The organism is Adhaeribacter terreus (genome assembly GCF_042657365.1).
GTDB lineage: Bacteria > Bacteroidota > Bacteroidia > Cytophagales > Hymenobacteraceae > Adhaeribacter_A > Adhaeribacter_A terreus.
On sequence record NZ_JBHSKT010000002.1, the window covers coordinates 243908 to 270001 of the forward strand.

Sequence of the window (26094 nt, forward strand, 5' to 3'; positions counted from 1 at the left end):
TTTTTGAAATAGAATACTTTTTAACTCAAAAACGGTATTGTTTCGAGCCAAAAAAATCACGTATCAAACCTCACAAGTTTCAAAGACCTGTGAGGTTTATTTTTTCAAAAACGCTATGCTTTTAGCCCCAAAAACTCACGGCCGGAATTCCTGCAGAAATTCGTAGTTTTGAAGTCCAAAATCATAGCGTTTTCCTTTGCCCGAAATTCACCAGATCTTAAAGCAATATTGGGGTTACGACCAGTTCCGGCCGTTGCAGGAAGATATTATTAATGCTGCATTGGCCGGAAAAGATACGTTGGCTTTGCTTCCAACCGGTGGCGGAAAATCCATCTGCTTTCAGGTTCCGGCAATGGCTATGGAAGGAATTTGCCTGGTCATTTCGCCGCTGATCGCGCTGATGAAAGACCAGGTAATGCAGTTGCAGAAACGCGGTATTTCTGCCATTGCCATTCACACGGGCATGAACCGGCGGGAAATTGATATTGCGCTGGATAACTGCGTATATGGCGGCGTAAAATTCCTGTATCTTTCGCCGGAACGCTTGCAAACCGATATTTTCCGGGAGCGGGTTAAGAAAATGAACGTGTGTCTGCTAGCCGTAGACGAAGCGCATTGTATTTCGCAATGGGGTTACGATTTCCGTCCTCCGTACCTGCAGATTGCCCAATTACGTGAAGTTTTACCCGATATTCCAATTCTGGCACTAACTGCAACGGCCACCGAAACGGTAAAAAAAGACATTCAGGAAAAGTTAGCTTTTAAGCAGGAAAACGTTTTTCAGAGCAGCTTTGCCCGAGCCAATCTTTCGTATTCCGCCCAACCTGCCGAAGACAAAATAAACCGGCTGGCGGAAGTTATTAAAAGCGTTCCGGGCACTGGCATTGTATATGTGCGCAGCCGCAAACGAACTGTAGAAATTGCCAACGAACTGCTGCGCCGTGGTTTCAAAGCTGCTCCTTACCACGCCGGACTTTCTTTCGAACAACGCAACCAAACCCAGACCGCCTGGCTCGAAAACCGCGTGCAAATTATGGTGGCCACCAATGCATTCGGAATGGGAATTGACAAACCCGATGTGCGATTAGTGGTGCATGTTGATTTGCCCGACAATCTTGAAGCGTATTACCAGGAAGCCGGGCGCGCCGGAAGAGACGGACGTTATGCTTACGCCGTGGTTTTATTTGCGCCGAATGATCTGCTGGAGGTGCGTGAAAAAGTGGAAGAAGCGCATCCGCCCATGGAAACCCTACGCAAAACCTATCAGGCCCTCGCTAATTTTTACCAGATAGCAGTAGGCAGCGGCGAGTTCGTTACTTTCGATTTTAATCTGGAAGAACTGGTAAAAACCTACAAACTGAACCCGCTGGAAACGCACCACAGTTTGAAAAAACTCGAAACCGAAGGTTTCCTGCAGCTGAACGACGCCTATTTTTCGCCTTCCAAAGTTTATATTCCGGCGGGCAAAGAAGAGCTTTATAAGTTTCAGGTGGCCAACCGCGAGTTAGATCCGTTGCTGAAACTGCTTATCAGAATGTATGGCGGCGAATTGTTTACCAACTTCGTGAAAATTTCGGAACACAGTCTGGCACTTAACCTGAAAGCTACGCAGCCCCAGATCGTAAAAATGCTGGAGTTTCTGGATAAATCGGGCGTAATTGTGTATGAACCGCAGCATGATAAACCGCAGGTACTTTTCACTACCCCGCGTTATGATGCTACCACTTTGCCCTTAAACCAGAAAAAGCTCCGGAGTTTTCGCGGACTTGCACTTGAAAAAGCCGATTCTGTGGTGCGTTATGTGCAAACCGAAAACCGCTGCCGCACACAATTACTGCTCGAATATTTTGGCGAAATTTCCGATGAAAGTTGCCGTATCTGCGATTTTTGCCTGAAGCAGAAAAAACGCAAAAAACAGCAGGAAGAATTCGCACAACTGGAAAAACAACTTCTGGAAATAATTGCCAACGAACCGCTTTTACCCAAAATGCTGGCCGAAAAATTCCCCGCCAAACAACGCGAAACACTAACCGATTTGCTCAGAAAAATGCTCGATTCCGGAAAATTGAAATATCTGGAAAGCGGCGAATTGGTGGTAAGGAAGTAATTTTCTATTGTTGTAATTTTTCTTTACAAAGAGTTGCAATAAGGTTACCGCAACAAATAAAGTTTTACCGTAAAATGAGGTGATCAGTTTTTTATCTTGAAATTTCGCTTATGAGATTTACTTTGTCCCTTATTGGTTCTCTTTTAATTCTTAATTGCTTTGGGCAAGATTTTTCAGGTTATACTTTGCTTCCAAAAGAGAAACTAAAGCATTTTGTTCCCTTTGCAATCGATTCCATAAACAACAAAATGTCCTATGCAGCTGAAAATTTCACCATCCAGGAAATTCAAGCAGAAGATATAAATGCGTTATCGCACACAAGCAATTACACTTGGGTAGTACTATGGGCTCCTTGGTGTGCAGGCACTAAAGAAATTGCTCAGGAATATATTAAATATGAAAAAGCCTTAGCCGATAAAGGTATAAGGTTAGTTTTTGTTTCCGTGGGCTATGGTCCAGAAGGAATAAAGAAAGTCCTTAATGAATTACACTATGAGAAACCAACCTATGTAATTAGTTATCTTCCTGATAAAGACAACAATAAAGTCTTCAGAAAAAGTCTAAACGATAAGTTTAAATACCGGCATGCCAATCACTATTTATTCGAAAAAGACAAAGGGCTAATTTATACAGCCAGCGTAGACAAATTTCCATTTCATAAATTACAAGAATTGATTGATAGCAGCCAGCCGACTGATCATAATTCATCTCATATTGGTAAGGAGAAAAAATGACAGCAAAACAGAAGAATTGCAACATATCAGGTTTAAAATTTTGGCAGCAATAAAAAAAGCCCCGCCGTTTCCGGCAGGGCTTTCTAAAACGCTATACTTTTCGGGTTAAAAACTATACCGTTTGGGTTTCTAAAGCATGCACGCCCGGTAGGGTTTTACCTTCCATATACTCCAGCAGCGCGCCGCCGCCGGTAGAAACGTATGAAACCTGGTCGCCGTAGCCGAAAAGGTTTACCGCAGCTGCAGAATCGCCGCCGCCAATTAAAGAGAAAGCACCGTTTTTAGTCGCTTCTACCACGGCATCGGCTACGGTTTTGGTACCTAAAGAGAAGTTCGGCATTTCGAAAACACCCATCGGGCCATTCCACAGAATGGTTTTGGAGTTGCGGATAACCGTTTCAAAAGCTTCGCGGGCTTCCGGTCCAATGTCCAGGCCCATCCAGTTTACCGGAATGTGGTGGTTATCAGCCAGGTCTACGTTCGCATCATTGCTGAATGCATCGGCAATTACCGAATCTTGTGGCAACAGTAAATTCACGCCTTTGGCTTTAGCTTTTTCAATTAAGCTCAGTGCCAGGTCCATTTTATCGGCTTCCAGCAAAGAATTCCCAATGTCGCCGCCCTGCGCTTTTGCAAACGTATAAGCCATACCGCCGCCAATGATCAGGTTGTCCACTTTATCCAGTAAACGCTCGATGATCATGATTTTGTCAGAGATCTTCGCGCCGCCCATAATAGCTGTGTACGGGCGCTCTACATTGTCAAGCACCTTTTTAGCATTGTCCAGTTCAGCTTGCATCACATAGCCGCATACACGGTCGTTCGGGAAATAACGGGCAATTACGGCAGTAGAAGCGTGTTCGCGGTGGGCAGTGCCGAAAGCATCGTTCACGTACACATCGCCCAGGCGGCTCAGTTTGCGGGCAAATTCGGCGTCGCCTTTTTCTTCTTCTTTGTAGAAACGCAGGTTTTCAAGCAGTAAAATCTGGCCTGGTTGTAAATCTTGTGCCATGTGCAGCGCTTTTTCGCTCATGCAGTCATCGGCAAATTTTACGTCGGTATTGAACGTTCTTGAAAGGTGATTTACCAGGTGCTTCAGCGAATATTTTTCCTCCGGACCGGTCTTCGGGCGGCCCAGGTGCGACATTAAAATAACCGAACCGCCATCTTTAAGAATTTTATTGATGGTAGGAATGGCAGCGCGGATGCGGGTATCGTCAGTAATTCTGAAATCTTTATCCAGCGGAACGTTAAAATCTACGCGGATAAGCGCCTTTTTACCGGCAAAATTATACTGTTCTACAGTTTTCATAAGATTTTATTTTGAAAAATGAGGGGGTACTTGTTCACGGAAATATCAGACAAAGTTATCAGTTTTTTAAAAGCAGGCAAGGTGCGATTTTTAATCATGCGAAAGATTATTACGAATTACCGCATCGGGGTTAAAATTTGCCTGCTCAAATGAAACTGTTTTGAAAACGGTATCCGTTTTAGCATAAAAACCCACGTAAATGGCAAAGCAAAATTTACTAACTTTGCGCTAACTGTACCCATATAGAATGAGAATAGGCATTATTTTCGGTGGCCCGTCGCGTGAGCGCGAAATTTCCTTTGCCGGCGGCCGCACCGTTTTCGATAATTTAGATAAGACACTTTTTGAAGCTATTCCAGTTTTCGTGGATAGCATGGGCAATTTTTTATTGCTGGACTGGCACTTTATTTACAAAGGCACCATCCGCGATTTTTACCCGCCCGTAGATACCGTTCCGCATTCGGCGCATCATTTGCAGATCTACCTCGAATCGTTGGGCGAACTGGAAAAGGAAGAACTCGACGAGATCATTACCAAAGTTGGCAAGAAAATTCAGCCGCATAAATTTAAAGAGCATTTCGATTTTGCGTTCCTGGCGCTGCACGGACCTTACGGCGAAGACGGCAACATTCAGGGACTTCTGGAGTGGTACCGTATACCGTATTCCGGTTCAGGCATTCTGGCTTCGGCCATTGGCATCGATAAAATTGTGCAGAAGCAATTCATGCAGAACAATGGTTTTGCTTCGCCGAGCTATAGCGTTATTCCTGCCGAACTCTGGGCCCGCGTTGAAGACCGTCCGGCCATGTTCGAGCAGCTGACTTATGAGCTTGGTTTGCCGTTGGTTTTAAAAGCGCCGCACCAAGGTTCATCCATCGGGGTTTCGGTTTTAAAAGATCCAAATTTCGACGAATTTGAAACTGCCGTAAACAAGAGTTTCTTTACCAAAAATATTTCCAAAGATACCTGGCAGGAACTTGATAATGCCGGCAAAGTGAACCTGGTAAAACAGCTCACCGACATCCGCGAAGGCATTGGCTTGCCGGTAATTGCCGACGACGAAACCGAAATTTACCATCCGGAAGAACTGCTGAAGCACCTGCAATCCGTTTTCACGCTTACCGATACCGAATTTGTGAGCCTGACGAACGTAGAAACCGAGCCGGCCGTTTTGGTTGAAAGCTTTATCCGGGGCAAGGAATTTTCGTGCATTGTGGTGCAGGATGCCGATGGAAAAGCTGTAGCCTTGCCGCCAACTGAAATTGTGAAAGGCAACGAAGTTTTTGATTACCGCTCCAAATATCTGCCGGGCTTAAGCCGAAAAATTACGCCTATAGATCTGCCTGAAGAACAAATTCAGAAGATCCGCCAGGAATGTGTGCGTTTATTCGAAGCTTTCGGATTTAACGTGTACGCGCGTCTCGACGGTTTTTTCTCTGAAAACGGTACCATTTTCCTGAACGATCCGAACACCACTTCGGGCATGTTGCCTTCGTCGTTCTTCTTCCATCAAGCTGCCGAAATTGGCCTGAATCCGTCGCAGTTCCTGACTTACATTATCCGGACCTCGGTAGCAGAACGAATTAAATCGGGGAAAAACGTGCTGGCTTTAACGCAGATGCTCGACACCCTGGACCGCGCCATAGCCGGTAACCGCACTGCGCGCCTCGATAAAATGAAGGTGGGTGTAATTATGGGCGGTTATTCTTCCGAGCGTCATATTTCCGTGGAAAGCGGCCGCAACATTTACGAAAAACTGGCTTCCAGCGCGAAATACCAGCCAATTCCGATCTTCCTTACCGGTTCTTCCGAGGATTATAAACTCTACGAAATTCCGGTAAACATTATGTTGAAAGACAATGCGGATGATATCAAGGAAAAAATAGAATTCTACGAAAACGGCGGCCATGCGCACCCGGTTTTAGAAAAGATCCGCCAAGAAGCCGAAAACATTACCTCTACGTTTGCCGGCAATGTATTGCAGGAGCCGCAGCAAATCTCCTTCAGCCAATTGGGCAACATGGTAGATGCGGTGTTCATTGCGCTGCACGGCCGTCCGGGCGAAGATGGTGCTTTACAGGCCAAGCTGGAAGAATTTGGAATTCCATACAACGGTTCCGGTATCGCTTCTTCGCAGATCACGATCAACAAATACGATACGAACGAAATTCTGCGTCAGCACGGCATGCACGTGGCCAACCACGCCTTGGTTTCCAAAGCCGACTGGCAGCAAAACGCTATGGAATTCTACCAGAAAATCGAAAGCATGTTCAGTTATCCGTTCATTGCCAAGCCTTCTGATGATGGCTGTTCTTCGGCGGTGAAAAAGATCAAGAACCGCGACGAACTAGTGGCTTTTACGAACCTGATCTTCCGCGAAGGCGAGGATCTGATTCCGGAACATGCGCGCACGCTTTCACTTAACTACAAAGAAGAATTCCCGAACAAGCAGGTTTACCTGATCGAGAATCTTATTTCTGCCGAAGGCGCGAAGCATTTCCTGGAAATTACCGGCGGTCTGCTCACCAGATTTTTACCGGATGGCAAGGTTTCGTACGAAATATTTGAAGCTTCGGAAGCGTTAGCGGTAGGTGAGGTTTTATCGTTGGAAGAGAAATTTTTAGCGGGCGAAGGCCAGAACATTACGCCGGCGCGCTACGATGCCGATCCGGAAATTCGTCAGGAAATTTCGGATAAAGTAAAAGCCGACCTGCTGAAAGTTGCCCAGATCCTGAACATTGAAGGCTACGCGCGCATTGATGCTTTTGTACGGGTGTTGGAAAACGACGAAGTGGAAACGATCATTATAGAAGTAAATTCGCTGCCGGGCATGACTCCAGCCACTTGTATTTTCCATCAGACCGCGATAAACGGTTATAAGCCTTACGATTTCATTGATAAGATCTTAACTTACGGCATGGAAAGAAATCATAAAAAATCGCAGGTACATTAATGTAGTTGTTGGTTGTTCATTATCGGTTCTGAATATTTCTGATAAATTTTTCTGACTTATTTCCTGGCTGAAACGAACAACTGACAACCAATAACGAACAACCAAAACATGAGTTTTTTCAAAGCAAATTCTTTTGCCGATGTGCTGAAGCACGTCTTCATAATACTGGTAGTTTTTTTTATGCTGCTGGGTTTCTTCTTTTTCGTGTATCTGCCGAACACCACCAACCACGGCGAAACCATTTCGGTGCCTAAAATTACGGGCATGACCCTGCCGGAAATTGAGGAATACCTTGACGATCAGAACCTGCGCTACTACGTTTCCGATTCGAGCTATAATCCGGGTATAAAACCATTCGTGATCCTGACCCAGGACCCGGCTCCGGGCTCGAAAGTGAAAGAGAACCGCAAAATTTACATCAGCGTAAACATGAAGAACCCGCCGATTATTAAAATGCCGAAGCTGATCGATGGTTCTCTGAAAAATGCGCAGATGATCCTGAAAAGCTACGATCTGATGGTAGGTGAAATTACCTATGTGCCGGACCTGGCGCAGAATGCGGTTTTAAAGCAGTTGGTTAAAGGCAAAGAAATTAAGCCCGGCGATCCGGTAGCCAAAGGTTCGGTGGTAGATCTGGTGGTTGGAGATGGTGAAGGTAATACGGAATTCGATGTTCCTAACGTTGTAGGTATGCCGGTAGATGAAGCCAGTGTATTGTTGGTAGGGCAGGGTTTGCAGTTAGGCAGCATTAATTACGTGCAGGAAGCCGGAAAACCAAATGGCTCGGTGGTGCGCCAGCGGCCGGTTGCAGGTGGTGGTGCTAAAATTAAAGTCGGGCAGCTGGTAGATATCTGGGTAAATGGCCCGGAACCGGTGAAAGGGTTGGAAGAATAAACATATAAATTTTACTTTTTATGCGGAAAACGATACCGTTTGCGTTGCTTTTTTTCTTGTTTCAGGTAAGAGTTTTTGCCCAGCTTTCGCTACCGTTTTTCGACGATTTTGCCCGCTACAACAACCGCCTGGATGCTACGAAATGGGAGCCGAATAGCAGCGTTTACGTAAACGATCGTTTCAGCAAAGACCCGGTTTCCAAAAATATGGTAACCTTTAACGGGTTTCTGGCAGATGGAAGAATAAATGCCAGCAGCAGCCAGAGTATTGTTGAAGTAGATACCCTCACCTCGCAGCCTATAAATCTGAGCAACCGCAATGCCACCGATTCGGTTTATTTAAGCTTTTTTCTGCAAACCGGTGGCATAGGCAATAATCCGGGTTCCAACGCGAGTTTTAAACTCGAATTTAAGACGAACGCTGGTGTTTGGGAACAGGTTTTCCAGCGCAGCGGTAGCCCAACGCAGGCAGCTTTGCCGAATTTTACACCGTTTTTCGTAGCCATTAAGGATGCGAAATTCTTTCATGCTAATTTTCAGTTCCGCTTCCGGAGTACGGGCCGTACCAGCCTGGTCCGCGATACCTGGAACCTCGATTACGTTTTACTAAATAGCGGCCGGCAAAAGAATAATGCGTTGATGGTGGACGATGTAGCCATAATTCAGCCACTCAATTCCATGCTCCAGCGTTACAGCGCCATGCCGGCACACCAGTTTATAGGCCACGTAGCTACCGAGTTGAACGATTCGTTATATACTGTTCTTAAAAACCTTTCCGGCCAGCCCCGCGCCGATAGTTTGCTGGCTTTTGTAAAAGTTGGCAACAATGCTCCGGTGCGCTTCGATAACTCCAGCGTGGCAATTAATGCTTTTCCCGCTACCTATCTTTATGCTGCTACGCCAACAGCCGCTCCGTTCAGTTCGGTGTCTGGTCCGGTAAATATTAAAAGCATAATAGTAGTAGAAAATAACGAAACCTCGCTGGAAACTCAATACAACGATACCATTTCCCGCATTACGCCCCTGCAAAATTATTACGCTTACGACGATGGCTCCGCGGAAAGTGTAACCAGTATTGAACAAGGATTATCGGGGCAGATCGCGCATAAGTTCACGGTTAATAAGTCCGACATGGTAGAAGCGCTTACGTTTTATTTACCGAAAGTACAGAACCGGAAAGGCACGTTTGTAAATTTCCGGATCTGGGACGAAGTGAATAGTAACCCAGCGCCAAGCCATCGTTTTAACTACGGATTTACCGTGCCCGATATTGAGAAGCTCGATACTTTCATTACCATTCCGGTAAATCCGCCGGTTACGGTTTCGGGTTCATTTTATGTAGGCTGGAGCGCCAGCAACCAATATTTCTTCTCGGTTGGGGTAGATAGAAATGAATCTTCCCACGGAAACACCCGCTCTCTGGCTGCGGGTAGCAATTGGGTAGGTTTTGATCCGGGAGCCATTATGCTGCGTCCGGTTATGAACAACAACATTGTGGGCATAACTGAAAATCAGCTGGCAGCGCAAAACGTACAGATTTATCCGAATCCGGCCACTTCTGTAGTAAATATCAGGGGCAATTTCGATTCGCTTCGTCTGATGACCATTACCGGTCAGGTTGTTCTTGAAAAAGCTAGTACAAATTCAGAAATGCAACTCAAAACAAATGATCTGAAACCGGGTTTATATTTATTGCAGGTAATTCAGAATAACCGTATTCAAACGCATAAACTCATCATTCAACCAAACTAATGAACCAGGACATTACACCCGCCGAACTGAAAGAACGCCTTGCCAAAGGTGAAAAACCATTTATTGTAGATGTGCGCGAAGACTGGGAATACCAGGAACAAAACATCGGCGCTTTAAATATTCCACTCGGAGCCTTACCCGACCGACTGGAAGAACTGGAAGACCACAAAAACGACGAAGTAATTGTACATTGCCGTTCCGGTGCTCGGTCAGCTTCCGCTAAAGCATTTTTACAACAGCAAGGCTTTACAAACGTACGCAACTTAACCGGCGGAATTATGGCTTACAACGGCTAAAACAACGTAGCTACCAATAAAAAAAGAGCAACTTTTAACGGTTGCTCTTTTTTTATGTAAAAGTTGAAAACGCTATGGTTTTAGCCTTAAAAAGTATACATCACCTCGACATTTAATTTTTTATTGCCGGCTGTTTTAAAGGTTTCGTTTCCAGATAATGACAACCCACGCTTTCGGTTCTATGCAAAGCTGCATCGGTAATAAGTAAACCAACCTGCGCCAGGTTCTGCAATTCCTGAAGCTCGATTGAAAAAGCAAATCGGTGATGCAACTGGGTAATTTTCGAAAGCATTTGTTCCAGTTTTTCACGGCATAAAAGTAAACCCGGAATGGTGCGCACAATGCCTACGTAATCCCACATCAGTTTCTGAATTTCCGCTTTCTTGTTCTGAATTATATCAACTGGAAAAATACCAGCATTCCGGGAATTTGCATTTTGGTCTTCGCCGGAAATTGCTGAAAACGCTATGTTTTTACTACCAAAAACTGCCGCTTCAGCTGCTTGGCTTGCAAAGATCCAGGCTTCCGGCAGCGAATTACTGGCTAGCCGGTTTGCCCCATGAATGCCGGTACAAGCCGTTTCGCCGCAGGCATACAGGTTTTCGATGGAAGTCCGGCCTTCGGAATCGGTAACTACGCCACCGCACATATAATGCGCCGCCGGCACAACCGGGATCAGATCTATGGTCATATCCAGTTCACTATCCAGACACCGCGCATAAATTTTCGGGAAACGGGTTTTAATTTCTTCGGAAGGCAAATGTCGCAGATCTAAATATACGCACGGCGAACCGGTTTTCTGCATTTCTTTCTGAATGGCTCTGGCAACAATATCGCGCGGCGCTAAACTTCCCAACGGATGATAGTTTTGCATAAACGCAATTCCATCGGAATTCACCAGTTCGGCCCCGAAACCTCGCACCGCTTCGCTGATCAGAAAAGTAGGTTTACCCGGATCGTATAACGCGGTTGGGTGAAATTGCACGAACTCTACATCTTTGATTTTTGCTCCGGCTCGGTATGCCATGGCAATGCCGTCACCGGTTGCTACTTTTGGGTTGGTGGTGTGTTGGTAAACTTGCCCGGCACCGCCGGTTGCCAACATTACCGCTTTCGCATAAATGGGAAAAACGCTATCCTTTTCAGCTGAAAAAGTCTGAACACCAACGCATTTTTGCTGGCCGTTGGTACTATTTGAGAGCAGCAGATCTATGGCAAAGTGTTCTTCCTGTAGGGTTATATTCGGATGGCTTTTAACCTTTTCTATAAGCGCTCGTTGTACGCTGAAACCGGTATAATCGTGGGTATGTACAATGCGGTTTTTGCTGTGTCCGCCTTCCCGGCCGAGGTCTAAATTTCCTCCCTCATTTCTGGTAAAGTTTACTCCGAGCTCTTGCAATTCCTGAATGCACTGCGGAGCTTTTTCGGCTAAAAGTCGTACTGTTTTTTCTTCACATAAGCCGGCTCCGGCAGTTAAGGTATCAGCAATGTGAATTTCAAAAGTATCCCTAGGATCAGTTACTGCAGAAATTCCGCCTTGAGCAAAACTGGTATTGGTTTCGTTTGCTTTGCCTTTGCAGATTACGCCTACGGTGCCATGTTTAGCAACTTTCAAAGCAAAACCCATACCGCCAATGCCGCTGCCAATTACCAGAAAATCGAAGGAAAGCATGTTGGGGAAACTAATTTAAGAATGCTGTGTTTTAAGTCCCCCTTTGGAGGGGGTAGGGGGAGGACAATGCATTTCTGATCAGCTTTTTACAAATTTAATATTGTGAAAATCCTCCCCCTGCCCCCTCCAGAGGGGGACTTATCTGATGCTGCGATGAACTTGTTAAAACCCTTAACTAAAAGCCAGCATCCGTTCAATCGGCGCGTAGGCTTTTTGGCGGATGGTTTCGTCGAGTTTGATCAGGAAAGCAACTTCTTCAGGATTACCTAAGGCACGGAGTGAGGCCAGGGTGCGTTCCAGCGAGATTTGTTTCATGTGCGGACATTTGATGCAGGGTACAATGAATTCTTTCTGTGGATACATGCCGCGTAGCGTTGCACCCAGATCGCATTCCGAACCTAAAATAAACTGGTGTGCCTTGCTTTCGCCTACGTGCCGGATAATGTCTGATGTGCTACCTACGATGCCGCCGCCGCGTTCCAGGGATTCTGAAACGGTTTGGTCTGGAACCTCCCAATGCACCAACACTTCCGCGCCTGGGTATTGCAGTTGCAGGCCTTTTATGCGTTGTGGGGTGAATTGTTCGTGCACTTCGCAGGCGCCGCTCCACAGGATCAGGTTTTTGCCGGTTTCTTCTTTTATGCGGGCTTGCAGGTTTTTGCCCATAAATTCGTCGGGCAGAAAGATCAGCTTGTCGCCTTCAAACGATTTCGCAATTTCTAGGGCATTCCGCGAGGTGCAGCAAATATCCACTTCGGCTTTGGTTTCGGCATAGGTGTTTATGTAGGCAATAACGGGCACGCCGGGGTGTTTGGCTTTCAGTTGGCGCACGTCTTCGCCGGTAATGCTTTCGGCCAACGAACAACCGGCCAGCATGCTGGGCAGCAATACGTTCTTGGTCGGGTTCAGAATTTTGGCGGTTTCGGCCATGAATTTTACGCCGCAGAAAATAATATTATCGGCCTGCACTTTGGTGGCGGCCACGCTGAGCGCTAAAGAATCGCCTACGAAATCGGCCACGCCGCCGTCGGCTTCGGTTATTTGTAGTTCGGCGGGCATGTAAAAATGCGCCAGCACCACCGCGTTCTTTTCCTTTTTCAGCGCCCTGATCTCATCCACCATTTCCAGCATGTGCGCATCCGGTTCGGCAGAGCCCGGCGGCAGCATCGACATTAATTTATTGGTGAATCGGGCGTTTTCAATTATAATTTCTGACATGATGAAGGTTTGTTTTTAGCAACTTTTGGGCGGAATAAGATTGGCGGGCATTTCGAGGCTGGTCAGGAACGCTTTGCCTGCTTCCAGGTTATCGACAAGGTCTTGCAAGGTTCGTTTCCGGAAGAGTTGGGCCAGGCCGTCGCGGTACACTTTAAAATCCTGGTGCAGCGGGCAGGGGTGGAGGTTGGAACATTGTTTCAAACCCAGGCCGCAGCGTTTAAAAGCTTCGAGGCCGTCAATTTCCCGGATCACGTCTAAAATGGTGATGCTGGCCGCCGGAAGTTCCAGAAAGAAACCGCCGTTGGGGCCTTTGGTGGATGCAAGCAAGCCTTTGCGCACCAGTTCCTGCAGGATTTTGCCAATAAAAGCCATCGGAATATCCAGCTCGGTCGCGATCTCTTTGATCCCGACCTTGTTTACCGGCGAGGCGTGCAGCGCGATGTAGATCATGGCGCGCAAAGCGTATTCCGTGGTTTTTGTAAGCATTTTTCTTAAAGTTTAGCAGGCAGTTTCCGTGAGTTTTTGGCCCCGAACCCCAAGCGTTTTTTACTCCTAAAACGCTTTTCCGTTTGCTTATTCTATCCCAAAATTCTGGAAAACTTGAGGGTGAAAAAATGAGAATAATCAGTTTTGGAGATGATGGTTTACGGGGTTTTTATGCTTAAGATCGTAGCGTTTTTCCGTCATCCCGAACAACGTCGAGGTAACATATGAAGCCGCATTTTAGACTTTTTTGTTGTACTCTAAGCGTTTTCTTTTTCGTCATCTCGACGATAGGAGAGATCTCATCAAGTTGGTAGTGAAGTTTGCTAATGAGTTTTGAGGCTTAAAAGGATAGCGTTTTTATAGCCAACTTTTAACTCATAACTCTGAACTTTTAACTCTTATAGTTTGCTTTCGCCCTCTTCCGCCGGGCGGGCAGCGTTTTTGCGTTCGCGGCTGCAACCCTACCTAGCCGCATTGCTGCTTTCCTGGCGGAACCAGTAAGCTTGGAGGCTGCTCTCACAAAAACTGGGAGCTTTTTTCCTTCGAGCTGGCTTTCTTTTTAGGTTAGTTTTTCGGAATGCGTGGTTTTCGAGGGCGCTGCGCTAGACGAAATGCGTGAATTGTGGTTTGTGAAATTTTAGAAATTAAAGGAAGATAATTTTGATAGTGAACTTTCAGAGTCTTTTGCCCGAAAATTATATCGTTCTTTGATTAAGCGCTTTTACCATTTCGTGCGTTAAGCTGCTGCTAGAAGGGCCGTAGCCGTTTACGAGGGTGCCTTTTACGTTGTGCTTCTCGGAGGAAATAGCATAGATAATGGCTTCGTCGCTGGGGTCGGTCATGCCTTCAAAACGGTAGGTTTTATCTACTGAAAACTCACTTGGGAAGATCTGCAAGAAGTTGCCGTGGCACTCGATGCAGTTGTCTTTCAGGTTGAAATCGGTGGTATAGCCTTCGCGTTGCAAATGGTCTAAAACTTCTGTTAAGGTGGTCATCTGGATCATGGCGGGTGGGGTTTTAGGTTGAAATTTTATGCAGAAGTTGGCTGGTTTTTTTTGTCCCCCTTTGAAGAGAGTATGGGGAGGATCACATTATCTGATTTACGCGTTATCTGATACTCTCCCCTCGAGGGGAGCCGGAGGGGTGTAATCGCTTGAAGAATTAACCGCAGATGTAAACACCCCTCTAACTCCTCTCAAAGGGAGAAACTCCACAATACTCATCTTCGCAATGCGTATTTTCAATACCGTAAAATTTCTCCCCCAACCCCTTCCAAAGGGGACATTTTTCTCACAAAATCAATTAAAAAACCGGTCCCAGATGCTGGTGGATTTTTCTTCTTTTTTCTTGCCACCGAAAAAGCCACCGTCGAGTTGGCGCTGGCCTTCTTCGGTTATCATTTCGGGTTCCCAGGCCGGAAACCAGACCAGGTTCACTTTTACCGAATATTCGGGCAGGTGGTGGTTCAGGAGCTGGGTTACGTTGTTGGTAATGGTGTTGCTCATGGGGCAGCCGGGCGTGGTAAGCGTCATGGTAACTTTTATCTCCTTGTCTTCCGACAAACAAAGTTCGTAAACCAGCCCGAGGTCCACAATATTCACCCCAATTTCGGGGTCTATGATGTACTTTAAAAGTTCATGGACCTGCTGTAAAATTTCACCTTCATTTTTCATGATAAACTTCTTTTGCGGAGCTTACCGTTTGGTTTGCCCCGATTGTATTTTCTATTAATTTCGGGCTGCTGAAGCTCATAAACAACATTTTAAAAACCTGACCGCAATACAGCAGCGCGGTAAAAAACAGCAAACTTCCGCCGAACAGGATCAGTTTCTGGTGGTACAAAGCGGTGCCAACAAGCAGCACTACAAAGCCGCCCAGATAGGTGTAATTCTGCATTTTCACGAGGCCATCGGAGTATAGATCTTTGGGTTGCGGCACGGGTTGTTTTCCAACTAAATGCTGGTATTGGTGCATCCAGATTATGAACGGCAAAGTCTTGAAAGTCTGGCCCAGAATGAGCGCCGAAATGAAACCCATAAAAATGGAAATGCCATACACTAAGTACAGATGTAGCCGTAGTTTTTCAGGCATGTTCACGAGTTCGCTTACAGCCACCACCATTACAATAGGAAGCGCCATTAAAACCACCGCCAGCAACGATTGTTGCATACCGGCGTCTTGGTTTTTGCGCACGCGTTTCCGGTAGGCATCCAGCACAAAAAGCGCAAATAAAACCATTCCTAGTCCTACCAACAGACCGTACACAAAATAGTAAGGCGTATGGAAAAAAAGATGGTCGGCGGCGAACAAAACCAGGCCCAGATTGATGAGGTAATAACTGATGTGCAGCTTTTTGGTACCTACATGGTGGCTGAGCAGAAACATGGGCAGCAACTTACTTCCCACACCAATAATGAGCAGCAAAAACCAGCCGGCCATGCCCACGTGCGCGTGCAGTTTTAAGTAATGCAAATGGCTTTCCGGCAGGAACGGGAATTGGAAATTGATGGCCATTAACAAACCGATCACACCGGTTATGAAAAGCCAGATACCGGAGGTGGAAATGAAGTCGGTTTCGATGGCCCATTTTTTCACTTGTCGCACCGTAAACATCACGTTCAGGTTGAAAAGCAGAAACGCCAAAACCAGCGCGCAACCCGCAACATGCAGTGGCCAGTGCACCTGAAAATTCCAGAAAGCCCAGGCCAGTAAAACGGTTCCGGAAGCCAGCAACGTGAAGGTGATTTTAGCAAGTTTGGCGCTATACAAAGGCACTTCCAGAATTACCGGCAAAAGTTGGTAAAGGGCCCCGAAAATGATCATGGTTCCCCAGCCTAATGCGGCTATATGCGTAAGCGTGAGGAGTTTGGGATGGAAGAAATGGCCGCCGAAAGCATCAGTGGAGAACAGCAAAAGTACGTTCAGCGCCAGAAATGCCAGCGCTGCGAAGGCGTAATGCGGCAGCACTACCCATTTGCCGGTTTGCTGCGTTTTGCTGATCATATCCATGGCGGTTTCAGTTTTTATAGATGAGCAGTTTTACCTCGTTGGGCGCCGCTTCGTTTACGGACCAGGCAAAACCGCGTTCGGCTAATTGCGGCAAAAGGTACTGCGGCACGCGCCGATGGTGCACAAACAACGCTTCGTTTTCCTGCAGTTTCGGTAAGCTTTCCAGAATGGTCATCATGGGCAGCGGCATTTCCAGATCGCGCACATCTACTTCCTGCAAACGGCCCTCAAATTTCTCCAGCGCTTCCGGAAAGCTTAAACCAATTTTCTGACTTTCAGCAACGGATTTTTCCGCGACTTTTTCGGCCGTTTTCCCTATCGTTTTATACAGATACGTATGCACCAGATCAGGCCCCAGATTCTTCACATAATTGCTGAAACCGCGCTTGGCCACAATGCTGAAAAGCGGTGTCGGCTCAAAGGTATTGATGATCAGCAGAGCCTGGTTTGCTTCCAGTTTATCAAGCGCATCCATAATTAAATTGAATGGATCGTTGCCTGTAGCCAGGTCTTCGCGCACATCCAGTTTCACTACCTTTTCAGGCAGATCAGCTGGTTTATTTTTAGATTCAGCGGCAGGAATTTCCACACTTTTTACCGCCGAAACGCTATCGTTTTCGGGCTCAAAACCCAGCGGCTGCAGTTTATTAAAAAAATCAGCTACGTCTGCATTTCCAATTCGCGCAGCATCGGCAATGGTAACCCGGCTCGCCAGAATTTTCCGCAGAATGGGGTTGCGCAATTTCTCGAAATGCGGATTGATAGACGCAATGGCATCGATGGCTTTCGGGTTCTCTTTTATGAGCGACGAGATCTTGGTTTTTGCACTGATTTTCATAGCGTTTTTGGTTTTGTTTTGCGGAAATTTTGATCAGCTAAACTGTCCTCCCCCTAACCCCCTCCAAAGGGGGACAATCGTAAAATGCGTGTTTAATATTTTGTAAATTATCTGATAAAAGTCCCCCTTTGGAGGGGTAGGGGGAGGACCACTTTATCCGAAAAATTCTTTCGCTTTTTCGGATATATTTATCCGAAAATTCTCTGTAGCGGATTAATCAATCTGCGTTTTTAATCAATTTCCCACGCGGGGCAATAGACCCGATTCAGGCCGCTTCCGGATTTAAAAATCCGAAAGAGCATTCTGGTTTTTAGAAAAATTCACTTCTTCCCAGTCCAGAATTCCGGTAGAAAATTGTCTTCTGGTTCGGCATGTTCTTCGGTTAAATGTTTGCCAATTTTGGCGAGTTGTTCGGCGTTGGCTTGCTGCTCCAGGTAGGGGAAAAATGTGCGTTCTTCGTAGCGGATATGGTCGGTTAAAAAGCTTTGCAGTTTCTCGATTACCGTTTCCGAAATTTCGGTTTTCTGCTCGATCCTGCCTATGAGGTTGCGTACAATTTCGTGGTCTTTTAAAACCTTGCTCCGCTGCGCATCGGTGGCCGGCAGAATGTTTAACAGCAGATCCTCTTCCGCCAGAAAATGTTCCTGCAAACCGGTTTCCCAGAAATAAAGCACGTAATCGCGCATGGTTTGAAGGCTGGCATTTTTCGCTAAACCCTGCTTCAGTTTCCAGGCAAAAAGCAGCCCGAAATGATGTTCGCGGCTCAATGGAACCAGGTTCGGATCGCGCTTTATCGGTTTTTTTTCGGTGGCAGTTTCCATAACGCTATGGTTTTAAGGGTAAAAAGTCAGAATAAAAATTCCGGGTAATGAAAGAAGGCAGGACCAGCCGCACCCGGCCCCGCCAACCACTCTCTCACTTCATCAATTGCTTAGCTCGCTACGCAAAAAGTTCTTTCTCCAGGGCAATTGCTTTCGGGAAGAGAATGTTGTTTTCCAGGTGAATGTGGTTGAAAAGATCGTCCTCAAACTCCTGCAGTTTAGAGAAGGCTACGCGGTAGGTGGCGCAGGAATCGGCCGGTAATTCGTAGTTATTGGTCAGTGTCCGGATGGCTTCCATGTCAGAACCGGCGGCGGTATGCTCCATTTCCATCATGTTTATCGGGCCCTGAATGGTGCCAAATGCGGGGCGTTGCATGGTTGTGCCGTTCTTTTTGGCTTCTTCCATTTGCTTGATGTATGGGAACAAAATGCGCTCTTCTTTCGGCATGTGCGAGGTAAGTTCGGCGGCAACCGCAGCAAAATGGTTCGCCACTTCCAGCAATTCCGGGTGACGGCCACCGTGCACGCGGGCAATTTTATTGGTATATTCGGTCAGCGCCGGAATGCTCTCCACAACGTAAGCGTGGTGTTTATTCACGATGTAATCGCTCAGGAAACCGAGGCCCCAGTTGTCGTAATTTTCGGTTTTCGGCGCTGGCGTTTCGGTAAATGCATTCAGTTCAGCCTCTACTTTTTCTGCATCAATTCCTTTTTCTTCGCAAGCCGCTTTCACCGATTTCTTACCGCCGCAGCAAAAGTCAAGACCATACTTTTTGAATACTTGCGCCTTGCGGTAATCTTTCGCTACCAGCTCGCCAATCGTTTCGCCTTCTTCCGCAGTATTTTTCGTGATCCGCACTTCCCAGATCTCCGGACCTTGCTCTAAATATTGCCATTTAAAAATGTTGCCACGTTCGCCAAGTAACTGATAATAAACCGGTTTTGGGTCGTGGTCGTTATGAATGATCAAGCTTTCGCCGCCCTGCAACTCGTCGAAACGTGCAAAAATAGTAGGGTGCTTCATGCGCGGCTCAAGAATGGTTACGTCGATAAATACTTCTGTAGTTTCCATGTTAGATCTGGGTTTTTTAATGATGATTTTTTCTGTTTTCTGAATAAAAGATGTTTTTGTCTTTTATTATTCGTCAGGTTCCAAAACAAGCCCGAATTCCTTCCGACCTCCATTTTTTCTTCCCGACAATACAAAAGTAGCAGCTGAAAACGCCATGCAGAATGATGCGCGTCAAACCGAAAAGTGATAGATGTCAGCGGAAAAAATATATTTTCTGATATGAAGGTTTAGGCTGTGGATTTCTTTTTTGGAAGAAAAATTTACCTTTCAGCAGTGGAAGTTGAAGGCTGGAAAACAAGGTTTATTTTCAAGTTTACACCTTAAAAGAATGGAAAAATATATTGCGTCATTCCGAGCTTGTCGAGGAAACTTATGGGAATTACAATGGAATTTTGAGCGACAGAGCGATAAATTCCTTACGTGCGGGTTCAGTATGCAATAGTTCCCTCGGCTTCGCTCGGGATGACGCAAAAACTACCTTAAGTTGAAGCATTAGATTCAATTACTTAGCTGAAGTAAACATCTTTAAATTCCTTAATAAATAATGAGTTGAATTGCCCTTGGCTTCAGCCAGGGGATTACCAAATGTGCTGAACGGCTTTAGCCAAATCAATTTATTTGTTCCGATAATTCAGGTTAGGCTAAAGCCAAAATTCTTAAAATCCGGAAACCCCTGCCTGAAGGCAGGGGCAATTGAATCCGCAAAATATTGCCTGAAAAGACAGCAAAAAACGCTATGCTTTTTACCTCCAAAACTCACGCATTTCAGAATCCCACAACCTGAAAGGAACAATCAAAATTCTCAAATCAAAATATCCATTGCCGTCTGCTTAACCTGACGGTTTAAAAAGCTTCACTATGAAAAAAGAACCTACTACCAAACCAACCGGCCTACAGATCAGGCGCTTTTTCACCACTTCTGCCAAACCAAATCCGCTGGAACATTTCAAATTCACAACCCGCACTTCCGCCATTAAAAACCCGAATGGCGAAACGGTTTTTGAAATGAACAACGTAGAAGTTCCGGAAACCTGGTCGCAGATCGCGACGGATATTCTGGCGCAGAAATACTTCCGGAAAACCGGCGTACCGCAACCCGATGGCACTTTGGGCTCCGAAACTTCCGTGAAACAAGTGGTGCGCCGGCTGGCTTCCTGCTGGCAAAGTTGGGGGCAGCGCTACGGCTATTTTGCTTCGGAAGAAACAGCCCAAACCTTTTACGACGAAGTGGTTTTCATGCTGCTTGGCCAGTACGCCGCACCGAATTCGCCGCAATGGTTCAACACCGGTTTGCACCACAGCTACGGCATAAAAGGCGAAAGTCAGGGGCATTTTTACGTCGATCCGGAAACCGGAAAACTTAGAGAATCGGAGTCGGCATATGAACGGCCGCAGCCGCACGCTTGCTTTATTTTATCGGTGAAAGACGACCTGGTGAACGAAGGCGGCATCATGGATCTGTTTGTGCGCGAAGCCCGCATTTTCAAGTACGGTTCTGGCGTGGGCACCAATTATTCCTCTATTCGCGGCGCCAACGAAAAACTTTCCGGTGGCGGCCAGTCTTCCGGTTTAATGTCGTTCCTGAAAGTAGGCGACCGGGCAGCCGGCGCGATCAAATCCGGCGGCACCACGCGGAGGGCCGCTAAAATGGTAAGCCTCGATCTGGACCATCCGGAAATTGAAGAGTTCATAAACTGGAAAGTGGAGGAGGAGAAAAAAGTTGCCGCTTTAATAGCCGCTGGTTACGCCTCCGATTATGAAGGCGAAGCCTACCGCACCGTTTCCGGCCAGAATTCGAACAACTCCGTGCGCGTGCGCGATAGTTTTTTCGCTGCTTTAGATACCGATTCCGACTGGGAACTGAAAGCCCGCACCGACGGCAGTATCGTAAAAAAAGTGCCCGCCCGTAAACTCTGGAACCAAATTAACGAAGCTGCCTGGCATTGCGCTGATCCCGGTTTGCAGTTCGACACCACCATCAACGACTGGCACACCTGCCCCGAAGGCGGCCGCATAAAAGGCTCCAATCCCTGCTCCGAATACATGTTTTTGGACGATACGGCCTGCAATTTAGCCTCGCTGAACCTGCTGAAATTCTACAATTCTGAAACCGGAATTTTCGAAACCGAAGCCTTTAAACACGCTTGTCGCTTGTGGACCATCGTGCTGGAAATTTCGGTTTTAATGGCGCAATTCCCGGCCAAGGAAGTCGCGCAACTTTCTTACGATTACCGCACCATTGGCCTCGGTTACGCCAATTTAGGCGCCATGCTCATGGTTTCTGGCTTGCCTTATGATTCCCAAAAATCGCGGAAAATTGCCGCTGGCATCACCGCCATTATGACCGGCACAGCCTACAAAACTTCCGCGGAAATGGCTTCGGTTTTAGGCCCGTTTGCGAAGTTTGAAACGAATAAAAACGCAATGTTGCGGGTTATCAAAAACCACCGGGCAGCGGCTTACGAAGATCAGGAATTTGACAAGCTTTCCATAAAACCGCAGAAAATTAATGCAGAAATTTGTCCGGATTATTTACTGAAAGCTGCCCAAAAAAGCTGGGACGAAGCGTTGGAACTCGGCGAGAAATACGGCTACAGAAATGCCCAGGCCACGGTTATTGCGCCCACTGGCACCATCGGTTTATTAATGGACTGCGACACCACCGGCGTAGAACCTGATTTTGCCTTGGTAAAATTCAAGAAACTTTCCGGCGGCGGTTATTTCAAAATTATAAACCAGGCCGTTCCCGCCGCGCTGCAAAAATTAGGGTATTCCGAAGGGCAAATTGAAGCGATTGTAACCTACGCCAAAGGCAGCGGCACCCTGAAAAATGCGCCCCACTTAAACCACCAGTTCCTGCAGGAAAAAGGCCTAACCGAAGCTGAAATCCAGCAGATTGAAAATGCCTTAACTACAGCCTTCGATATCCGGTTTGCATTCACGAAATTCGTTTTAGGCGAAGCAGTTTTTGAGCGGTTAGGCATAGCGTTTTCCGAGTTTCAGAAGCCCGATTTCGACTTGCTAAATTACTGGAAATTAACGCCGAAACAGGTAAACGAAGCCAACGCATTTGTAGCCGGCACCATGACCGTGGAAGGCGCGCCTTTCCTGAAGCCGGAACATTACGCCGTGTTCGATTGCGCCAACCGCTGCGGCGAAACCGGCACCCGCTACATCAAACCGCTGGGCCATTTGCAGATGATGGCTGCCGTACAACCCTTCATTTCCGGAGCCATTTCAAAGACCATAAACCTGCCTCACGAAACCACGGTAGAAGAAGTTGCCGACTGTAATCTTCAGGCCTGGAAATTGGGCTTAAAAGCCTGCGCTTTGTATCGCGATGGCAGTAAACTTTCGCAGCCGCTCATGCAGCAGAAAAAGGAAAATGAGAGCGAAAAATCAGAAGAAAACGCTATGGTTTTTGCCTCCGAAACTGCCGCGCCCGATGCCCCGAAAATGCTGACTGAAGACCAGGTTCTGGAGGCCGCCATGGCCATCATTTCCGAATCGAAAGATACGAAATTTAAGCGGGCCTTAAGTGAGATCGTAAAACGCAAACGCCTGCCCGACAAACGCAACGGTTTCACCCAGAAAGCCAAAATCGACGGCCATGCCATTTATGTTCGCACCGGCGAATACCAAGACGGTACGCTCGGCGAAATTTTCATCGATATGTACAAAGAAGGCGTGTCGTTCCGGAGTTTGCTTAACTGTTTTGCCATTTCCGTTTCATTGGGTTTGCAGTACGGCGTGCCGTTAGAGGAATACGTGAGCCGCTTCACCTTCACCCGTTTCGAGCCCGCCGGCCGCGTAGAGCATCCCAACATCAAGCAAGCCACCTCCATTTTCGATTACATTTTCCGCTTGTTAGCTTTTGAATATTTGGAACGCAAAGATCTGGTGCATGTGCTGCCGGAAGATTTGCCCGAAGAATCCCCGCAGCAAACCGTTGAAAAAGTAATGTCGGAAAATGCTGTTAACGTAACTCCCGGCGCAAACGGAACGTCGGTAATTCTGGAGCAAAAGCAGAGCTTCATTTTTGAGCAAACCCAACAGGTTTTAGCCAGCATGATGGGAGATGCGCCGGCTTGTCCAACTTGTGGGCATATTACTATCCGTTCCGGAACTTGCTATAAATGTTTGAATTGCGGAAGTAGTTTGGGGTGTAGTTAGAAAGTTAGATTAGAAGCAAAAAAGGATAGTGCAGGGTTAAAACCCTGCGCTATCCTTTTTTTTATTGTCATCCTGAGCGTGAGCGAAGGACCATGTCGGCTGGATGCACTAATATTAGCTATGAAAAGCAGAGAAAATTATCCAGTAGTTAACACTTCTGAAGCCCGCTAACGAGGTCCTTCGCTATCGTTCAGGATGACAGCTGTGTAGTTAGCTTTTTCTGGAAAGAAATATTTAAAAAAAGCATCAGCAACCCAGCCGGCAACCCCACACTCAATCCAAACATCCACCAATCATAATGCGGGATCATACCCAACTTCGCCCAGTAAAAAATACCCTGCAAAAACAGCAAACCTTCGGTTAAGAGAAAAGCCAGCAAAAACGCCACAAGTCCAATCTTTGCCATCCGGTTTCTCAACGATATCCAACCCAATTGCAGGAACCAGCCAAACAGAAACAAACTCACAAACCCGATCAGCACCAAATGCAGATATCCGATAATAAAGTGCCGCAGTTTGTAAGTGAGGTCCGCAAAGTAAGGAAAAGCAGAAACGGCCTGCATTAGAATTTTCAAACTAAAAGCGGTGAAAGCCAGCAGCATTAAAGCGCGACTCCAACTGTTTAATTTTCTGAAAAGTTGCGGCCAAAACGATAGGGAAATTCGAGTAAAAAGTACTAAAGCAATAACCTGCATCAACGCGGAAATTCCGGCTATTATATATATCCAGGCATCGGGTTTAATCCAGAGTACGGATAGGAGGTAAGCTGGCAAACAAGCCCTGAAAATCAGTTTGAAAAAAACGGTAGCTTTTTGGCGGTTAAAAGTGATCTGGTAATGTTCTAAAAGCCAGAAAAATAAACCCAGTGCCGCGAAGGTAAACCAACCGTTGTACTGAAAATGAAGGTAAAAATAAATAGCGTTGTAATAGAGCTCAGTAAAGCTATTTCCGGTAGCCATAATTGGACCCATCACCCACGGACCTAAACTGGAAAGCGCTAGAAAAAACAGCGATGCTTTAATGAATCTGAAAGAAAGTTTATGTTGCGTTTTTACCAGTTCTGAGCTTTTACAATCTTTCAGAAAACGGTAAATAAAGGCGTAACTGAAAAGAATGTGCAGCGTGGAAAAAGTGATGGAGAATAGCGCGTAGCCTTGTATCGGGAAGCTGATGAGCATTCCTAAAACCGAAGTTTGCGCCAGCCAGAAAAGCCAGGAGTAGATCTTTTTTCGGGCATGGTTTTCCGGTAAATAGGTTGGTAAAAATGCAAGGTAAAAAGCCGAAAAAAGCCAGCCTAATAAGGCTACGTGGCTGTGCGCGTGCAAGAAATTTTTGAAGTTAATGCCTTCAGTAGGTTGTACGAATTGCCAGCGCAGAAACAAACCTAGCAAGGCCACCACCAACAAATTCAGAAAAGCAATTTTAAGCCAGGTAGGTTTCAAGGTATTTCCTTTTGTAGATACGTAATATATTACGTCTCCCACGATATTGCGTCATTTTCCGGTTAACATTTATTGCATTTCGTACCCTAATACAACGCCTCTTATTATGTTTTCCAAACTTTCGAATTTCGCCTTTTCATAGCAAATCCGGATGTAAAATTAGCTGCGGTGACCAGAAGGGAGACGTAATATATTACGTCTCTACAGGGTTATTCAAAAAATGTCTGGTAAATGTTTAACCTGTCTTTCAGGCGTAATTGTGCGGCGGTAGAAGCTTCGATGTTACTTCCCTGCAAAATTTTTACGTCTTTCATAATGGGCGTCAGGAAGGTGTGGAGTTCGTCGTGGACAGGGCCGGTCATGGTGCATTGGCGGAAAAGGGTGTTCAGTTCGCCGTTCAGGGTTTTGCCTAATTCCTGGAATGCCACAATATCGCCGGCGTTTTTGCCGGTATCAAAGGCATCCATGAGTTGCTGCATGTTTTCGATGCTGGCGGTGGTGGCTTCGTCGGCGCGCCATTTCTGGTTGTTTGGGTCCAGTTTTAGGTCGGGTGCGATGGCGGTTTCCTGAATTTCGGTGGTTGGAATGCGGTCGGCTTCGTTGGTACAGGAATAGATGGAACCTACGAGCAAGAGTAAAATGAAAAGCTGTTTCATGGCTTTGGGTTTTAGCTTTTTAAACCAAGGAATTCCGATTAATGGCTGTTTTTATCAGGTGTAAAAGGTCGTGCTGCAAACTTGCGCTGTTGTCTTTGGCGTACCACACGGCCAGCTGTTTGTGCAGTTGTTCTTTGGTTGCGTAAGGGTTTTCGGCCTTGAATTCCTTTACTTTCTGCTGAATTTCTGTTGGCCGCGGCCCCCAGGTAAAAAGCGTTTCGTCGGTTTCGGCGTTCATGCAAATTAGTTTCGGGATGGCGCGGCCGCCGTTGGTCAGGTACAGATCCATGAATTCCGGATTTTCGTCGCGCAGCAAAATAGTGAGTTCAATATTAGGAGCTGCAGCGGCAATTTCGGCGATGGCCGGTACCAGTTGGGCGCCGTCGCCGCACCAGCTTTCGGTTAATAATAGCCAGCTCCATTTTTCCGGAATTTGATGCAGCGTTTCCTGAAGTTCGGGCAAGAGTTTAAACATCTTATGGACCCGCTTGGAACGCTGCGCATTTAATTTGGTGAAAGCAATTTTTTCTTCGGTTTGCTCCGAACCGGTAGTTTGTCCGGCCGCAACCAGCGCTTCTATCAGTACCGAATATAAATTGTAAGTCAGTGGGTTAACCAGCGTTGGGCTTAATTCGAAGGCAGTTTCCATGGGTTTATTTTT

Annotated in this window: 20 protein-coding genes; 7 read left to right on the forward strand and 13 right to left on the reverse strand. The window is 46.5% G+C overall.

Annotated features, from left to right (window positions below):
- The first annotated feature begins 196 nt into the window (after positions 1 to 196).
- Both ACFPIB_RS03980 and ACFPIB_RS03985 read left to right on the forward strand, forming a co-directional pair.
- Positions 197 to 2107 carry a RecQ family ATP-dependent DNA helicase gene (locus ACFPIB_RS03980; RefSeq protein WP_378016136.1) on the forward strand — a complete coding sequence of 637 codons (1911 nt, stop codon included), beginning with the start codon at positions 197 to 199 and terminating at the stop codon, positions 2105 to 2107.
- A 110-nt stretch (positions 2108 to 2217) separates the two neighbouring features.
- Positions 2218 to 2841 (forward strand): TlpA family protein disulfide reductase, encoded by a 624-nt coding sequence (locus ACFPIB_RS03985; protein WP_378016137.1) that lies wholly within the window; start codon positions 2218 to 2220, stop codon positions 2839 to 2841.
- A gap of 112 nt (positions 2842 to 2953) precedes the next feature.
- Here ACFPIB_RS03985 and ACFPIB_RS03990 read toward each other — a convergent pair whose 3' ends face one another.
- Positions 2954 to 4153, reverse strand: coding sequence for a phosphoglycerate kinase (locus tag ACFPIB_RS03990; RefSeq protein WP_378016138.1), 1200 nt, complete (start codon positions 4151 to 4153; stop codon positions 2954 to 2956).
- Positions 4154 to 4400: 247 nt separating this feature from the next.
- Between ACFPIB_RS03990 and ACFPIB_RS03995 the strand changes: the two genes are divergently transcribed.
- The 4 genes from ACFPIB_RS03995 to ACFPIB_RS04010 all read left to right on the forward strand — a co-directional run bounded on the left by ACFPIB_RS03995 (position 4401) and on the right by ACFPIB_RS04010 (position 10047).
- A complete protein-coding gene (locus ACFPIB_RS03995) occupies positions 4401 to 7106 on the forward strand; it encodes a D-alanine--D-alanine ligase family protein (RefSeq protein WP_378016139.1) in 2706 nt (901 codons plus the stop codon).
- Positions 7107 to 7214: 108 nt separating this feature from the next.
- Positions 7215 to 8000: a PASTA domain-containing protein gene (locus ACFPIB_RS04000; RefSeq protein ID WP_378016140.1), complete on the forward strand. Its 786-nt coding sequence runs from the start codon at positions 7215 to 7217 to the stop codon at positions 7998 to 8000.
- A 20-nt stretch (positions 8001 to 8020) separates the two neighbouring features.
- Positions 8021 to 9751 carry a T9SS type A sorting domain-containing protein gene (locus ACFPIB_RS04005; RefSeq protein ID WP_378016141.1) on the forward strand — a complete coding sequence of 577 codons (1731 nt, stop codon included), beginning with the start codon at positions 8021 to 8023 and terminating at the stop codon, positions 9749 to 9751.
- Positions 9751 to 10047: a rhodanese-like domain-containing protein gene (locus tag ACFPIB_RS04010; RefSeq protein ID WP_378016142.1), complete on the forward strand. Its 297-nt coding sequence runs from the start codon at positions 9751 to 9753 to the stop codon at positions 10045 to 10047. Before ACFPIB_RS04005 ends, ACFPIB_RS04010 begins: the two co-directional genes overlap by 1 nt.
- 112 nt (positions 10048 to 10159) lie before the next feature.
- Here the strand turns inward: ACFPIB_RS04010 and nadB are convergent, their stop codons facing one another.
- From nadB to ric, 9 genes are all read right to left on the reverse strand, one after another.
- Positions 10160 to 11719: an L-aspartate oxidase gene (nadB, locus tag ACFPIB_RS04015; protein ID WP_378016143.1), complete on the reverse strand. Its 1560-nt coding sequence runs from the start codon at positions 11717 to 11719 to the stop codon at positions 10160 to 10162.
- A gap of 171 nt (positions 11720 to 11890) precedes the next feature.
- Positions 11891 to 12937, reverse strand: coding sequence for a quinolinate synthase NadA (nadA, locus tag ACFPIB_RS04020; RefSeq protein WP_378016144.1), 1047 nt, complete (start codon positions 12935 to 12937; stop codon positions 11891 to 11893).
- 15 nt (positions 12938 to 12952) lie between these two features.
- A complete protein-coding gene (locus ACFPIB_RS04025) occupies positions 12953 to 13423 on the reverse strand; it encodes an RrF2 family transcriptional regulator (RefSeq protein ID WP_378016145.1) in 471 nt (156 codons plus the stop codon).
- Positions 13424 to 14118: 695 nt separating this feature from the next.
- Positions 14119 to 14427, reverse strand: a complete 309-nt coding sequence (locus ACFPIB_RS04030) for a phosphoribosylpyrophosphate synthetase (protein WP_378016146.1) — start codon at positions 14425 to 14427, stop codon at positions 14119 to 14121.
- Between the two features lie 294 nt (positions 14428 to 14721).
- Positions 14722 to 15096, reverse strand: coding sequence for a metal-sulfur cluster assembly factor (locus tag ACFPIB_RS04035; RefSeq protein WP_378016147.1), 375 nt, complete (start codon positions 15094 to 15096; stop codon positions 14722 to 14724).
- Positions 15086 to 16432, reverse strand: a complete 1347-nt coding sequence (locus tag ACFPIB_RS04040) for a cytochrome C oxidase subunit I (RefSeq protein ID WP_378016148.1) — start codon at positions 16430 to 16432, stop codon at positions 15086 to 15088. The genes ACFPIB_RS04035 and ACFPIB_RS04040 overlap by 11 nt, the downstream gene beginning before the upstream one ends.
- A 7-nt stretch (positions 16433 to 16439) precedes the next feature.
- Positions 16440 to 17270, reverse strand: a complete 831-nt coding sequence (locus ACFPIB_RS04045; RefSeq protein ID WP_378016149.1) for a DUF2249 domain-containing protein — start codon at positions 17268 to 17270, stop codon at positions 16440 to 16442.
- A 320-nt stretch (positions 17271 to 17590) separates the two neighbouring features.
- Complete coding sequence (locus ACFPIB_RS04050) at positions 17591 to 18091, reverse strand: hemerythrin domain-containing protein (RefSeq protein ID WP_378016150.1); 501 nt, start codon at positions 18089 to 18091, stop codon at positions 17591 to 17593.
- Positions 18092 to 18209: 118 nt separating this feature from the next.
- Positions 18210 to 19163: an iron-sulfur cluster repair di-iron protein gene (gene ric, locus ACFPIB_RS04055; RefSeq protein WP_378016151.1), complete on the reverse strand. Its 954-nt coding sequence runs from the start codon at positions 19161 to 19163 to the stop codon at positions 18210 to 18212.
- 858 nt (positions 19164 to 20021) lie between these two features.
- On the opposite strand from ric, the gene ACFPIB_RS04060 reads away from it, so the two are divergent.
- Positions 20022 to 23336, forward strand: coding sequence for a vitamin B12-dependent ribonucleotide reductase (locus ACFPIB_RS04060; protein ID WP_378016152.1), 3315 nt, complete (start codon positions 20022 to 20024; stop codon positions 23334 to 23336).
- A 190-nt stretch (positions 23337 to 23526) separates the two neighbouring features.
- Here ACFPIB_RS04060 and ACFPIB_RS04065 read toward each other — a convergent pair whose 3' ends face one another.
- The 3 genes from ACFPIB_RS04065 to ACFPIB_RS04075 all read right to left on the reverse strand — a co-directional run bounded on the left by ACFPIB_RS04065 (position 23527) and on the right by ACFPIB_RS04075 (position 26082).
- Positions 23527 to 24819 (reverse strand): hypothetical protein, encoded by a 1293-nt coding sequence (locus tag ACFPIB_RS04065; protein ID WP_378016153.1) that lies wholly within the window; start codon positions 24817 to 24819, stop codon positions 23527 to 23529.
- 167 nt (positions 24820 to 24986) lie between these two features.
- On the reverse strand, positions 24987 to 25433 hold the full coding sequence (locus tag ACFPIB_RS04070) for a hypothetical protein (RefSeq protein WP_378016154.1): 447 nt from the start codon (positions 25431 to 25433) through the stop codon (positions 24987 to 24989).
- A 19-nt stretch (positions 25434 to 25452) separates the two neighbouring features.
- Positions 25453 to 26082 (reverse strand): thioredoxin family protein, encoded by a 630-nt coding sequence (locus ACFPIB_RS04075; protein WP_378016155.1) that lies wholly within the window; start codon positions 26080 to 26082, stop codon positions 25453 to 25455.
- Positions 26083 to 26094 lie beyond the last annotated feature (12 nt).